The 13,759-nt window shown below is 51.7% G+C and carries 9 protein-coding genes; 3 read left to right on the top strand and 6 right to left on the bottom strand.

The window, feature by feature from the left end; genetic code table 11:
• Window positions 1–230 precede the first annotated feature (230 nt).
• From EYB31_RS41065 to EYB31_RS41060, 3 genes are read left to right on the top strand one after another with little or no spacing between them, the layout of a single operon-like run.
• Window positions 231–380, top strand: coding sequence for a hypothetical protein (locus EYB31_RS41065; protein ID WP_240763128.1), 150 nt, complete (start codon window positions 231–233; stop codon window positions 378–380).
• Between the two features lie 25 nt (window positions 381–405).
• Complete coding sequence (locus EYB31_RS32815) at window positions 406–1,152, top strand: IS110 family RNA-guided transposase (protein WP_240763127.1); 747 nt, start codon at window positions 406–408, stop codon at window positions 1,150–1,152.
• A 14-nt stretch (window positions 1,153–1,166) separates the two neighbouring features.
• Window positions 1,167–1,460 carry a hypothetical protein gene (locus EYB31_RS41060; RefSeq protein WP_240763126.1) on the top strand — a complete coding sequence of 98 codons (294 nt, stop codon included), beginning with the start codon at window positions 1,167–1,169 and terminating at the stop codon, window positions 1,458–1,460.
• A 347-nt stretch (window positions 1,461–1,807) separates the two neighbouring features.
• Here the strand turns inward: EYB31_RS41060 and EYB31_RS32810 are convergent, their stop codons facing one another.
• The 6 genes from EYB31_RS32810 to EYB31_RS32785 all read right to left on the bottom strand — a co-directional run bounded on the left by EYB31_RS32810 (window position 1,808) and on the right by EYB31_RS32785 (window position 13,742).
• Entirely contained in the window at window positions 1,808–3,217 is a 1,410-nt protein-coding gene (locus EYB31_RS32810) for an NAD-dependent malic enzyme (RefSeq protein WP_131017733.1), read from the bottom strand.
• A gap of 14 nt (window positions 3,218–3,231) precedes the next feature.
• A complete protein-coding gene (locus EYB31_RS32805) occupies window positions 3,232–3,993 on the bottom strand; it encodes a fumarylacetoacetate hydrolase family protein (protein WP_131017731.1) in 762 nt (253 codons plus the stop codon).
• 212 nt (window positions 3,994–4,205) lie between these two features.
• Window positions 4,206–5,582, bottom strand: coding sequence for a sensor histidine kinase (locus EYB31_RS32800; RefSeq protein WP_131017730.1), 1,377 nt, complete (start codon window positions 5,580–5,582; stop codon window positions 4,206–4,208).
• Entirely contained in the window at window positions 5,575–6,252 is a 678-nt protein-coding gene (locus EYB31_RS32795; protein ID WP_131017728.1) for a response regulator transcription factor, read from the bottom strand. The genes EYB31_RS32800 and EYB31_RS32795 overlap by 8 nt, the downstream gene beginning before the upstream one ends.
• A gap of 454 nt (window positions 6,253–6,706) precedes the next feature.
• Window positions 6,707–11,473, bottom strand: coding sequence for a hemoblobin-interacting domain-containing protein (locus EYB31_RS32790; RefSeq protein ID WP_131017726.1), 4,767 nt, complete (start codon window positions 11,471–11,473; stop codon window positions 6,707–6,709).
• A gap of 241 nt (window positions 11,474–11,714) precedes the next feature.
• Window positions 11,715–13,742 carry a hypothetical protein gene (locus tag EYB31_RS32785; RefSeq protein ID WP_131017724.1) on the bottom strand — a complete coding sequence of 676 codons (2,028 nt, stop codon included), beginning with the start codon at window positions 13,740–13,742 and terminating at the stop codon, window positions 11,715–11,717.
• Window positions 13,743–13,759: the final 17 nt, after the last annotated feature.

Here is a 13,759-nt window from a genome sequence, read left to right as displayed (position 1 = left end):
CTATCGGGCTCAAACTTTATTGAAAATAAAACCTGGTTTATTTCGATCTTAACCTGTCAACAAAGATAAGAGCAGGACAGGAAAAGTCGATAAGCTCAATGTGGTACGACCGCGACTCCTAAACTGAAATACATCGCCTTGAGATCAAACTATTGTGCGCTATGAGCCACACCCATCAAATTACAGGCTTTAGTCGGGCGATTGTAGCCCTGCGGAAAGGATGCCTAGATATGGATGCAATTCGAAATTGTTGTGCAGGCTTGGATGTTCATCAGGCCAACGTTGTTGTTTGTTTACTGAAAGGACCTTTGGATCGTAAACCGGATAAGCAAATTCGTGAATTTTCAACGGTGTTATCCGGGCTTTTAGCTTTGGCTTGAAGAAGAGGGCTGCACCGATATTGCTATGGAAAGTACAGGCATCTTTTGGCGACCCGTTTATAACGTTCTGGAAGCCTCTTGTACAATCACACTGGGTAACGCGGCTCACATCAAAAATATCAAGGGCAAGAAAACAGATGTCAAGGATGCTGAATGGATTGCTCAATTACACCGGTGCGATTTAATCCGGGGCAGCTTTATCCCGCCACAAGAGATCAGACAACTTCGCGACCTTACCCGTTATCGAAAAAAACTGAAAGGGTACGAAAGTGCAGAACGCAACCGTATTCTCAAGACCCTCGAAGATGCTAACATCAAGATATCTACGTTCATCTCCGATGTATTTGGTGTTTCTGGCCGCTTAATGCTGGATGCCTTGATCCATGGAGAGACGATTGAACCTGCACATATTGCCGACCTAGCCAAAGGAAGCATGCGTTCCAAGATACCAGACCTCATCAAAGCGTTAAATGGACGTGTAACCAAGCATCATCGCAGTATGATCAAGCGTTCCCTTGCTCACCTCAACCATCTTGAACAGTCGATTGCTGATCTTGAAAACGATATGATCCCTTACTTTGAACCCTATCAAGAACAACTGGCTAATTTGGATACCATTCCCGGCGTCGCTCTGAAAACCGCCCAAGTGATCGTCGCTGAAATCGGAGTGGATATGTCTATCTTCCCCACAGAGGCTCATCTTTCATCGTGGGCCGGTTTAAGTCCGGGCAATAATGAGAGTGCCGGTAAAAAAAAAGTTCACACATCTTAAAAGGTAATGCCGCTTTGAAAGCTGCGCTAGTCGAAGCTGCGTGGTCAGCCAGTAAAACTCGAAGCTTTTTAGGTGCAACGTTCTGGTCTATTGCCTCAAGGCGCGGGAAAAATAAAGCTGTTGTCGCGATTGCTCATAAAATGCTCGTGATTGCCTACCACATCTTAAAGACTTGTGAAACCTACAAAGAACTTGGTGCCGATTTCCAAGCCAAACGCAGATCAGTTACTCATGAAGAACTTATGATCAAACGACTTCAGAAACTCGGGTACTCGATACAGAAGTCGGAAGAACCGTCATCAGCTTAAAGTGAGAACTTAAAACTCTTCATTCCGTAAGCTTGATTTTTAGCTTGCCGGGTATGTCTTTGTCTTTTTTCTACCTGGTACTTTGTTACGACCATGCTACCAAATAAAACCACGTTAATGTAACTGTCGTGCATCGCGTTATTTTCCCATCAAGAGTTTTGCGAAGCAAAACTTGCTTCGTAAGCATATGCTAGGCTTTGCGCAACAAAGCCTGCTTCGTAAAATATATGTGCCGTATATTCATTCGTTTGCTGTTTGCAATTTCAGCCCATGAATGCATTAAATGGAAAAGAGCCGCAAAAAAGCTCTGCGGCTCCAATTGTTACGCAATGAGGCGATGCTTAAGACTACTCGCGGAACTCGCTTGGCACGCGGCGGGCTACGCCGGTGCGCAAAGCCGCTTTGACAACCTCGCGGCGAACGGTCTCAACCACATGGGCGTTAAACACGCTCGGGATAATGTATTGTTCGTTCAGTTCTTCATCCGTAACGACAGATGCAATCGCATGAGCGGTTGCCAGCTTCATTTCGGTATTGATGTCGCGGGCGCGGCAGTGCAATGCACCGCTGAAAATACCCGGGAACGCCAGCACGTTGTTGATTTGGTTCGGGTAATCGCTGCGGCCTGTAGCCAAGATACGCACGTAAGGCTCAGCAAGTTCGGGATCGATTTCCGGTTCCGGGTTCGCCATAGCGAATACGATCGGATCGGACGCCATCGATTTCAGATGCTCCACAGTAAGCAGACCTGCGCGTGATACGCCGATGAACACATCGGCACCGACAAGCGCTTCGGACAACGTGCAGCCGCCGTTTTGCAGCTGAGGTTGTTCGGCCAGCCATTGCCATTGCTTGTTTTCGTATTCTTCGCCCGGTTTGATGGCGCCGAAGCGGTCTACTGCCGTAAGATGCGATACACCTGCGGCAAGCAGCATTTTGCAGATCGCTACGCCGGCTGCGCCGATTCCGTTGACGACAACACGAACGCTGCCGATCGGTTTTTTCACGACTTTCAGCGAGTTGATCAGACCTGCCAGCACAACGATAGCAGTACCGTGCTGGTCATCATGCATTACCGGAATATCGAGTTCCTTCGTCAGCCGTTCTTCAATTTCGAAGCAGCGCGGGGAGCTGATGTCTTCCAGGTTGATGCCGCCGAAGACGGGAGCGATTGCTTTGATGGTGCGGATAATTTCTTCCGTATCCTGAGTGTCCAAGCAAATGGGGAAGGCGTCAACGCCGGCAAACTGCTTAAACAACATCGCTTTGCCTTCCATTACCGGGATGGACGCTTCGGGACCGATATCGCCAAGACCAAGCACGGCGGAACCGTCGGAAACAACGGCTACCATATTGCGTTTAATGGTCAGCGAATAAGCTTTGCTTTTATTTTCATGAATAGCCGAGCACACTCTAGCTACGCCCGGCGTATATACTTTCGACAAATCGTCGCGGTTTTTGATCGGAAGTTTGGGCTGTACCTCGATTTTGCCGCCCAAGTGAACGAGGAACGTGCGGTCGGAGGTGTTGACTACTTTAACGCCGGGCATAAATTGCAGGGCGTTCACGACTTTTTGGCTTTCAATATCGGATACGTTGACGGTGATATCCCGGATCGTAGTAAGCTGGCCGGCGCGAATAACGTCGACAGCGATCACATCGCCGCCCGCATTATTGATCGCCGTAGCGACTTCTCCGAAGTTAACTGCCGTTTTGTCGAGCTCGACCCGGATGATAATACTAGTTCCTACTGCCATAGTTTGCTCTCCCCTTATTTCGCCACATGATTTTGTAAAACACCGATGCCTTCAATGGCGCATTCAATCGTATCTCCCTGTTCCATCATCACCGCACCTGCCGGAGAACCGGTTAAAATCACATCTCCAGGCTGCAAGGTCATGTAACGGGATAAATAAGAAATTAAGTACCTAACAGACACGATAATCAGATCAATCGGGCTGTTTTGTTTTAAAATGCCGTTATGAGTCGCTTGGATAACGACCTGATCCGGGTTAAGTTCGGTTTCAATAACAGGACCCAGAGGTGTAAACGTATCCGCCGATTTACCGACCAGCCAATGCCCTTCCGGATGAAACAGCTGCGGAGCGGTAACATCGTTGCCCACCGTATATCCAAACACATAGTCAAGCGCTTCTTCCTCGGACACATTGCGGGCTGCGCGTCCGATGACAACCGCCAGCTCGGACTCGAACTTGACTTCATCCAAGCCGTTTGGGATGATGATCGCTTCCCCTGGCCCGATGACCGATGAGACCGGTTTATAAAACAACACCGGAATATCGGGCAGCTTCTCCGGCTTCTGTTCGCCGGGAGCAATGTAATTTTTGCCGATACCTATGATGGAGGTCGGCACGAGCGGAGCAAGCAGCTTGGCCTCGGACAACGGTACAATCTCTCCTGACCTCTGCCATTGATCGAACATACAACCTTCGATCACATGCAGCTCGTCCCCTTGCACGATAGCCGTAACTGGCGTATCGTGACCTTTCGCAACAAACCTGGCAAATTTCACAGTGAAGGCCTCCCTAGTCCGAATTTTAGTTCATTATATTGAACTTAGTTCAGACGAAAAATAAAATTCAAAGACTGGCGACTGCGAGATGAGCGAACTCGACATTTCGATAAACTTTTCTTTTCATCTTGATAAAAAATGATATAAATTGTTTATTTGTCGAAAGGTTCACCTACCTATTCTAACACTCTATCGAACAAACGGTCAATCCATTACATTTCGGCCCTATTTGGCAGTTTGATGACAAATTGGCTGCCTTGCCCTTCTTTGCTGTATACTTCGACGATTCCCTCATGAATATCGACGATTTTCTTCACAATCGCCAACCCCAGGCCGTTACCTGCCGCTTCCTCTTCGCCATTGACGTCGGCTTTATAAAATCTTTCGAATATATGAGTTTTGTCGATCTCGCGGATTCCAATCCCCGTATCTTGGACGGATACCGACACCCCGTCCGCATCTTTGTGAATAGCCACAGCAACGCTGCCGCCTCGCGGCGTAAATTTGATGCTGTTACGCAGCAGGTTCACCCATACTTGATAGAGCTGGTCCTCATCGGCAAAAATTTTGACCCCAGGCAGGTCGACATCCCATTCCACGCCTTTCTGTTCAAACAGCGGGTCCAGCGACAACATCACCTTGCGCAATTGCTCTCCCAAGTCATAAACTGCCGGCGTAAACGGGTGGTGCTCCGATTCCAGCGAGGCAAGGCGCAGCAGATTGTCCACCAGCCTGGATAAGCGCTCGCTTTCCGTTTGAATGATATCCAAATAACGGCCGCGGTCTTCATCGGCAATTACATTTTCTTTAAGCGCTTTGGAGAATCCGCGGATCGACGTCAGCGGCGTTTGAATTTCATGTGATACGTTTGCCACAAAATCTTGCCTCATCCGCTCGATTTGACCCAGTTCCTTGGACATCCTGTTAAAACTGTCCGCCAGCAAGCCAATCTCGTCTTTACTGCGGACATTGACCTGCACCCCGAAATCGCCCTTGGCCAGCCGGCTTGTCGCTTCGGTCAGCTTGAGCAGCGGCTTGACGACATAACGCGAAGCAATCAGCGCCGTTAAGCTGCCGATAGCCAGCACAAGCAGCAGCGTCATTGCCGCCGTTTTCTCCAAATCCGCCGAGCGGGCCGATACATTAAGCTGCACAAACAAAGCGTAAGGTTTACCGTTGACCTGAAAAGGGAGGCCGATCAGCTCGTCCAGCGGTTTTTTTTGCGGAGCACGGTTTTGATAATTGTCGCCGTCCAGCACATATTTAATGACCGATTTGTCGATCGGGCGGTTTTCTTCAGGAGGCAGCGGCGATACGGGGTACGTTTTGACCTCGCCCGTTTCGTCGTACAGCAGAAAAATAAAATGCTGCAGCAAAGCAAGCCGTGTGATGTAAGAGTCGGGATTTTTGACCCCGGTTTCCTTGAACATCTGAATTGTGTAATGTCCCGCAGTCAGCATGTCGTCTTGCATTTGCGCCTCGCCTTTATTCCGAAACAGCAGGGAAGATACATAATAAGACAAGGTTACGCTGAAAATAACAACCAGTACAAATACCAGCACCGTGCGAAAATACAGCGATCTACTCATCGCACATCTCCAGCCGGTATCCGATGCCCCGGACGGTCGTAATTTTGACAGTGTTTGTTTTGCCGGCCAGCCGTTCGCGCAAGCGCTTGATGTGCACGTCGACCGTGCGCTCGTCGCCTTCGTAGTCGCTGCCCCATATTTGCTCGATCAGCTGCTCCCTCGTAAAAATATGCCCAACCGTTCCGGTCAGCTTAAACAAAAGCTCGAATTCTTTAAGCGGAAGCAGCATCCGTTCGCTGCCCACCATGACGTCATAGGTGCTCCGGTTCATATGCAGATCCCCGACGGAAACCGATTGGGATATGGAAATCCGGTACCGCTTCAGCAGCGCTCTGACGCGCAGCACCAGCTCTTGCGGATCAAAAGGTTTAACTATGTAATCGTCGGTGCCCAGCTGGAAACCTTTAATTTTATGCGCCGCTTCCCCTTTGGCCGTTACCATCAGCACCGGCAAATCGCTGGTCCGCTTGATTTCGCGGCACAGCTCCCAGCCGTCCATCTGCGGCATCATAATATCCAGCACAACCAGATCAACACGCTCCTTCTCCAACAAGGCCAGCGCGGCGACTCCGTTGCCTGCTTCAAAAACCATATAGCTCTCTTTAATCAAATAAACCTTGATCAGTTCCCGTATATTCCGGTCGTCATCCACTATCAAAATGGAAGCCAATTGTATTCCTCCTCAGGGTGTTACCGGCGATGGGCAGCCATCGCAGACCGCCGCTACAACCGGCCGCCGCGCTGTGTCGATATGCGCTTAAAGTTATTGCTGCGCGCATAGGGAGCGCATGAAACGCCGAAAGCCGGCCGGCTTTTTATCCAGCAAATATCATCTTAAACATGTAATGTGAAAGGAGTATGAATTGAAACTGAAGAATCTGTAACCGATAAGGAACGCGCGCCTTGTACAAAAAAATGAGCGATCCCACTCAAGTAAATTATCGGTTGCAGAGACGATAATTTCAACTTTAGCGTCATGGAAATATAATCCCGGCCGGCAACATTATCTCCGAGGAGTAACGGCAAACGCAAAAAAACGCCCCAGTCCGCATAACCCGGACTGAGGCGGTGTGACAATGAATGCAGCGCCAGACGCGCTTTAAAGTTTCAGCTTGGCACGATGATTAAGGCGCGATCGAGCTGGCGGCCTGAATATCGCCAAACGCCCAATGCGCTGCCGGCACATCCGACCAAAGCGGCGCCCCGCTGTTTGGTGCGGAACGCTCAATCAAACGGTTGATCAGCGTCACCGCCTCCGCGCGGCTAAGCTTGCGGTCCGGAACGAAGCTGCCGTCCTCGTAGCCTGTCAGCAGCCCCGCCCGGGCGGCTGTGTCAATCGCCCCGACAGCCCAGTGGCCGCGTGTATCCGTAAAGCTGGCCGCTTGGCCGACATTGCCCGGCTTCGCCAATCTGGCAACAATCGCAGCGGCTTCGGCGCGGGTAACAGCGCGATCGGCCTGGAAGGTGCCGTCATCATAGCCGTCCATCAGACCAAGCGCGGACACCTGTCCAATGGCCCCTGCAGCCCATTCCGGAAACTGCGCTTTATCTTCATAAGAAGGGGCTGCTGCTTTTGCGGCTGCGCCGCCCAACAATCGGGACAGGATAGCGGCCATTTGGCCGCGTGTAACAACTTGCTCGGGACGGAAGGTGCCGTCTTCATAACCGAACATGTACGCTTGTCTCGATACGGACGATGCCGTGTCGATGATTGTGAACGTACTGAATTTTGTTACGGTGAAACGAATCGCGGCGGCTCCCGAATCGTCCACGGCCGGCTCGCCTTTCAGCCATTCCGTCGTACCGTCGCTGTGCTCAATATAAATCCGCAAACGGCCGATTTGATCTACCGAAAAGCTGCCAAGCGGCAGCGTCAGTGTGACCGGCTGTGCTTGCAGATTCGTCTCGATAGTCATCGGCCGGCCGACAACAACCGCATCCTGCAAGGCTACGGAACCGCTGTTGATTATGGCGCGCTCGCCTGCTTCCTTTTGCAGTGCCGCGTCTTTGATCGGCACGACATGGAAATACAGGTCGCCGCTTGACGCCGCAAGCGAAGCTGCCGGGATATTTATCGTTGCGCCGCTTGTTTCAATGACCAGCCCGATGCCTGCACCGGTCAGCTGCTCCAGCGCTTGGCGCGGCAGTGACACCTGAACGGCCGATACTTCGTCCTGTGCGTCCGGAATAACAATGACGGCCTGCGCCGCGCCGGAAGATTTCATCATTTCGACGGCACGGGCTGCCAACTCGGCTGTGAAGCTGACCTCGTCGGTTTTACGGCCTTTTTCATCCGTTGTACGTACGATTTCAACCTGCGAGACGACGTCGCCTGTGCGCGAACCGCCCAGCACGTCAACCTTGATGACTTCCCTGTTGGAACTTGTTCCTGTACTAGCCGAACCCGGCGAAGAAGAAGAGGAACTGCTCCAGTATTGTTTTACAGTTTGGATAACCGATGCGTCAGGATATCCGGCCGCTTGGACGACAAGGTTCACATCACCTACAGGGAGATAACCTGCTGTGAACACCAACTGGCCTGCGGACAGCCGGTACTTGCTGCTGTCGGCCGTGCTGCCGTTATAGACAACACTTGTCAAGGACTCGCGCCATTTCACATTATCCGCAAACGTGACGGTGATTTCATGTATCGTGTCATTATTGCTCGTGTCGGCAACAAGCACCGGAGCGGTAATCAGCACGGTTTGCTGAACGGTCGCTTTTTTGTAACCGGCCGCGGTAACTTCAATCGTATAAGAGCCTGCCGGCAAAGCCTGCGGGAACTTTAACGCGCCTGCAACCAGCTGATAATCCGCAGATACTACCGTATCGTCTTTCTTGACGGTGACGTTTGTGACATTCGAGCGCCAGTCGGCGTTATCGTCAAATGCCAGCTCCAGCGGGTGAACATCGTCATTATTCGTCGTATCCGGAGTCAACACCGGCGGCGTCAGCCCTGTTGAGAAATTCGGATTAGTAGTGCGAATCGTTTTGCCGTCCGCGTCCAAAATGTAATAATAGCCGTTGCCATAAGCCATTCCGTTACGTGCTTGGCCGAGACTGTCCAGCGTCGCTTCGTCCGTGAAGCCGGTATCGTCGACGCGGTACATATACGCTCTCGGCGTCTCGCCGTTCATGACGTTGAACGTAGCCGCATGGATGACATTGTCCGAATCGGTATACAATTGCATCGATGCGCTTGGGCTGTCGGCGATCTCGGCCCATTGCGGACCGGCTTCGTTATATTTATACAGCTTGGCCGTATTGTTCAGCGGCTGCAGCGGATTGTACTTGCGAATGCTGGCATACAGCACATTCGAGCCGTTCACGGCTATACCCGTATAAGCGAAGCTGGAGCCCCCCGCATCGGCAGGCACCGGAATCCGCGACCAGGCGCGATCCGCACCCAGCTTGAATATGTTTTTGCCGTCATTCATGTACACTGCACCGTCGGCACCGACGGCCAGCGGATTCAGCGCGCCTACGAAGGTATAAGTCGAAGGCAGTTCGTATGTGGACCATGTAGCCCCTTGATCGGAGCTAATATGTACCTTGATCACGCTTGGAGTCATCATGCCGGTCGACGTACTATCCGCCACGTACCACTTGCCGCTGCGGGCTATAAAGGAGAATACCGCGCCAAAATCGCTTTGAGGCCAAGAAACAAACTTCCACTCTATATCGCTGACATTGCGGTAATAGACACCTGTTGTAGCAAACTGCGCCGCATAAACCGCCTGATTCACCGACAATCCGATGAATGTCGCATCGAGATCGCTCGTAATATTGTACCAAGTGGATGGCGTCAGATTAACCTGCTGGTTGATCACAGCGTCATGGTAACCACTCGCTTTGACCTTCACCTCATAAGTACCCGGGATATTTAATCCGGTCAACGTAAGCGTTCCCTGCCCCACGTTGTACACGGCATTTGCCACTGTGCCGCCCTTGGTGACGGTCACATCGGTAATTGCGGCGCGCCAAGCCGCGTCGTCGGCAAACGTCAGCTCCAGCGCATGTGCCGTATCGTTATCGGTTGCATCGGCCGTCAACACCGGTGGCGTCAGTCCCGTAGAGAAATTCGGATTTGTTGTGCGAATCGTTTTGGTGTCCGCATCCAAAATGTAATAATAACCGTTGCCGTAAGCCATGCCGTAACGAGCCTGGCTCAGGCTGTCCAACGTCGCTTCGTCCGAAAAGCCGGTATCGTCGATGCGATACATATACGCTCTTGGCGTCTCGCCGTTCATGACTATGGATGTGGCGGCGTGCATGCCATTGTCCGAATCGGTATACAGCTGCATGGATGCGCTTGGGCTGTCGGCGATCGCGCCCCATTGCAAAGTGGCTTCGTTATATTTGTACAGCTTGGCCGTATTGTTCAGCGGCTGCAGCGGGCTATATTTGCGAATGTTCGCGTACAGTTCATTCGAGCCGTTTACGGCTACGCCCGTATAAGCGAAGCTGAACCCCCCCGCATCGGCAGGCACCGAAATTTGCGACCAGGTGCGATCCGCACCCAGCTTAAATATGTTTTTGCCGTCATTCATGTACACCGCGCCGTTAGCGCCAACGACCAGCGGATTCAGTGCGCCTGCGATCGTATAAGACGAGGGCAACTCGTAAGTGGCCCATGTAACTCCATGGTCGGCGCTGGTCCGTATTTTAATCACGCTTGGAGACATCATGCCGGTCGTTGTAATATCCGCCGCGTACCAGTTGCCGCTGCGGGCCACAAAGGAGAATACCGTGCCAAAATCGCTTTGAGGCCAAGAAGCGAACTTCCATTCGGTGTCCGTGACATTCCGGTAATAGACGCCTTTCGTACCGAGCTGACCCGCATAAACCGCTTGATCCACCGACAACATCGGGTTCATTACATCAAGATTGCTTGTAATATTGTACCAAGTTGCCGGCGGAGTTAGGGCGGCTGGCCAGAAGTTCGGGTTGCTGGTACGGATTTTATCGGCGCTTGCAATATAAAAATAGCTGCCGTCAAAAACAATACCTTTCGACGTCCAAGCCGCATCGTCGGTCAGAAGTTCCAAGTTGTACGAGGAACCGTCATACGAATAAATATCTTTGACAGGAGTCATATTCCCGTTGTTCGGGCTATCGGCGTGAGCAATATAAATGCGGCCGTTCGAGCCGCCGGTAAATTGCATTGTCTTCCAGGCAAGAGGGCCGGTTACCGGACTCCATGTACTCCCGTTTAAACTATAAAAGAGATTCGTCTTGTCATTTATGTTCGTTTTATTCGTTTTGAGAACTGATGCGTATACTTTTCCGTTGATGTCCGCAGCGGCGCTTGTGAACAAATACGAATAATTGCTGTCTTCAGGAACAACACCAACTTGACTCCAGCTGTTATTTGTACCGAATTTGGAAAGGTACATGGAGCTGAGTGCATAAAAATTTCCCGTCGTATCAAAAAACATCGATTGCAGCACATCAGCTCCGGCGTTTAGTGCGACATAACCGCCCGGCGGCCCGTTGATCTCGGCCCAATTCTGACCATTATCGGAGCTTTTGAAAATTTTGGAGTTGCTGGATGAGGAATCCGCCACACCTTCATCAATGACGTACATGTCACTGCCCTTGACCAACAGTTTGGCCGGTACGCTAATCTGGTTAGGCAACGTTACAAGCTCGCTCCAGCTCGAATCGTTTTTTTCTCTGACAACAATTTTTTTCGATGCTTTGTACAACAAGTACAGCTTATCGTTTGCGATGGCAATGCTGGTTACCCCTGCGGCAGCATTGCCGGTGATATCACGCCAGACATCGCTCGCAGCTTCCGCTTGTCCTAGTCCCGCGACGAGGCCGGGAAGTGCGATCATCAGTGCCAGCAGCAGACGTATCGCTTTTGGTATCAAGTTTCTCACCTTCATAATAAGCGTTCATTCCTCCTGTCGATATTTGTCATACCAAAAAATCAACATCTAATTATAACAACAGACTCTCAACAAACTCTAAACATAATGGTGTTTTGATGCTGCGATGCAATAATTCATCGAAAAAGCAAAAACCTCTTGCCCGCTTTTCAGAGCGGACAAGAGGTTCGGCTGCATAAGGATTTGTGATGCCTGCTAAAACTTTATGCGATTGCGGCAGTACGTAAACCCCGCAATGTTATTGCTTAAGCGTCTTAACCAGACGATCGGCTTCGCCATTCGGCGTGTCGATCGATTCATAGATGTTAATCGTCAGCGGATATTCCAACTGATCGGTCTTCAGATTGGTGAACTGAACGATCTGTTCGCCGCTTATCAGTTTGTTAGTGCCTGTAAACGGTACGGATTGGGAACCGATCGTGCGGCCCAGCCCGTCGACGAGCTCCATCTTGAACTTGGAGAAGTTCTGGTCGACAACGACGTTATCCTCGCGGTTTACCGTCAAGTCAAGCTTCATCTTGTACGTATAAGACAAGGTCTGGCCCGTAACGCCGCTTGTTTGTGCGTTCAGCTGCCAATCGTTTAACTTAACCGTAAACGGATAAAACGACATCGTATCGCTGTCCGTTTCCAGCGGTACGGCTGTTTGCAGCGCGGCCAGCGTTGTGTTATACGGCGCGGCGGTCACATTATCCAGCAGCCGGATGGAAAGCTGATCTCCTTTTTCCGTATCCGGGACCATAAACGAATAACTGACTACGTAACTCAAGTTTGGCATTAAGTTCGTTAACGTCATGTTTTGCCGCGTTCCCGTATAAACGGCGCCGCCGCTGCCGGCAATTTCAGTTTGGAAGGCGGGATAAGCGACGGTCATGCCGCTTTTGTTATTCAATTTAAATTTGGCGACAACGGTTTTGTACCCGTCATCGTCGGTTCCGTGCATGGTCAACTCGACCAAAGAAACCTCCGTATTCGCATCGATCAGCTTGCTCAGCGGATCTACGGAAATCGGCGTCCCCATCGTATAGTCGGCTGCCGGCATCGAGGACACCGAACCCGTGCCTTCAGCCGGAACGGCGATCTTAAGCCGGCCTACGTCAAACGATGCCGCTTGCGGCTGAGCTCCTGCCGCCGCGGGAGCGGTATACATCTCGCTTGTCATCAGGAACATGCTTTTCAGCACCGTGCCGTTGTCTACCGGGATAGCGACATGCACATATTTTTTCTCGCCGGGAGCCAGCTGTACGGCTTGTTCTTCCACCAGTTTGCCGGGGAATACTTTATCGTCGGTTTTTCCGTCCAGCCGGAAACCGCCCATCGTTTCTTGTCCGGTTCCGGTATTTTCAACAAGTAAAGTTACGACGAAAGCACGTCCTTTATCGTTGTTTTGCTCGGAATATCCGACGGTCGCATATCGGAGCGGCGAAACCGAACCGGGAATCGCAAACGATTCGCCCCAGCCTTTATTGGCGTAAGGATCGGTAATATCCGCCTTAGATGCGTTCCACACATTTGTAACGGGAATGGTCAAAAGCGTATTTTCCAGCTTCGGATAAACATATTCGTCCACATAAACGAAAGATACCGAAGTAACGGTAAAATCGTCCTGCCGGTCAACTTTGACCATATATGTCATATCGGCGTTTTCTTTGGCCAGCATCGATTTTTGATTGGTCGCGCTGGACGGCAGTGTATATACGCTGCCGTCAGAGGTTGTCACGCGCAGCTCATAGTCCGGCACGCGGTTCATCTGCGTCAGCTGATTGCGCAAGCGGACAGCGGCGCCGATCGTTGTGCCGGTTGTCGATTTGCTGAGCGACAAGCTTTTTACCTCGGCCTGCACCGTGCCGTTCAGCGGATACACCGCAGGAGCAGGAGCTACCACGGGGGCAGCTGCCGTTGCTGCAACCGTTGGCGCAGGAGCTTCTGTCGCCGCCGCTGGCGCTGCTGCATCCGTGGCTGTTGGCGCGGGCGTTTCCGTTGTCGCTGGCGCTGCTGCATCCGCAGCGGTTGGCGCTTCCGTCGCCACTGGCGCTGCTGCATCCGCGGCCGTTGGCGCGGGCGTTTCCGTCGTCGCTGGCGCTGCTGCATCCGAGGCCGAAGCTTCCGGCTCCGCGGCTGCTGTCGAAACCGCCGCGTTATCGGAGGCGGCTTGCGCCGTCTCCACCGCTCCGGTTTCCGGTTCCGCCAACGCCGGAACAACGGCTGAAAACGCCAAAGAGGCAATCATCAGCGTGGCAAGCGTCGCTTTCCAATTCATTTTCATATGCGTTTCCTCCTGTT

The sequence above is a fragment of the Paenibacillus thalictri genome, from assembly GCF_004307995.1.
GTDB lineage: Bacteria > Bacillota > Bacilli > Paenibacillales > NBRC-103111 > Paenibacillus_AF > Paenibacillus_AF thalictri.
Note: the sequence above shows the minus strand (reverse complement) of the source record. Positions and strands in the feature narration are given on the sequence as shown.

What these genes read in the sequence shown, in the direction of transcription:
- EYB31_RS41065 (WP_240763128.1), top strand. Translation starts at nt 231, where the DNA reads ATGGATGCAATTCGAAATTGTTGTGCAGGCTTGGATGTTCATCAGGCC.
- EYB31_RS32815 (WP_240763127.1), top strand. Translation starts at nt 406, where the DNA reads ATGGAAAGTACAGGCATCTTTTGGCGACCCGTTTATAACGTTCTGGAA.
- EYB31_RS32810 (WP_131017733.1), bottom strand. Translation starts at nt 3,217, where the DNA reads ATGGCAGTAGGAACTAGTATTATCATCCGGGTCGAGCTCGACAAAACG.
- EYB31_RS32800 (WP_131017730.1), bottom strand. Translation starts at nt 5,582, where the DNA reads ATGAGTAGATCGCTGTATTTTCGCACGGTGCTGGTATTTGTACTGGTT.
- EYB31_RS32790 (WP_131017726.1), bottom strand. Translation starts at nt 11,473, where the DNA reads ATGAAGGTGAGAAACTTGATACCAAAAGCGATACGTCTGCTGCTGGCA.
- EYB31_RS32785 (WP_131017724.1), bottom strand. Translation starts at nt 13,742, where the DNA reads ATGAAAATGAATTGGAAAGCGACGCTTGCCACGCTGATGATTGCCTCT.